This is a genomic window from Marseilla massiliensis, assembly GCF_023336985.1.
Classification (GTDB): Bacteria; Bacteroidota; Bacteroidia; order Bacteroidales; family Bacteroidaceae; genus Prevotella; species Prevotella intestinigallinarum.
This window is the reverse complement of record NZ_JAMBLP010000062.1, coordinates 1-776: the sequence shown is the minus strand read 5'-3', so window position 1 is coordinate 776 and position 776 is coordinate 1. Positions and strand designations below refer to the sequence as shown.

At 44.2% G+C, this 776-nt stretch carries 1 protein-coding gene; it reads right to left on the bottom strand.

The features are described 5' to 3' along the window. A partial coding sequence (locus M3089_RS15730) for an IS982 family transposase (RefSeq protein ID WP_249085261.1) occupies nt 1-776 on the bottom strand: 776 nt, incomplete at both ends.

The following is a 776-nucleotide window of genomic DNA, read 5'->3' as shown; positions in this document are numbered from 1 at the left end:
TGTACATTGATACACGGCTTTTTGGGAAACATGCAGTACGCCGCAATCGCCCCGAGTATGTTTACGATGAAATTGTCAAAGCTTCTGTGTCTTGAATGCTCCACTTGCGCAATGTTTTTCAATTCATCGTTTACCGTCTCTATAATAGCCCGTTTCCTAAGCAGCAATTTGTCCGACACACTCATCAAAGCCCCCTTCATGTTACTTTTGAGTTTGGTAATAAGCTGTATGCCGTCAACAAACATGCGTCGGAAGAGGTTCTTGCCGATATAGCCCTTGTCTGCAACCAACTTTCCGTAGATGAATTCGACAAACGCCTTATACTCCAACGGTTTCCTGTCATCGACATCACCCGGAGTTATCATGAAGTTCAGCAGCTCGCCTTTCTCGTTACATATCAAATGCAGTTTGAAACCGAAAAACCATCCCATGGAACACTTGCCCCTTTGGGCTATACCCTTGAATACCTTGTGGATATGTATCCTTTGATTCCTGCATACCCTCAACGGGGTGCTGTCCACGAAACTTATGCCTGTGCATTTTCCAAGCAACACTTTCTTAATGAAAAGAGCCAATGGTACAGCCACTTCCTTTTCAAGCTCCACAAAACGGTTGTATGAAACAATCTTTGGGAAGAGGTGGCGCATATGTCTGCATACTTTTTCCAGATAGAAATGTTTCAGACAACGGTAGCCGGAGTCATGGAACAATATCATAATCAACATGATTTCTGCCTTTGACATAGTCGAATCGCGGTGATAACGCCGCTTGGTGTC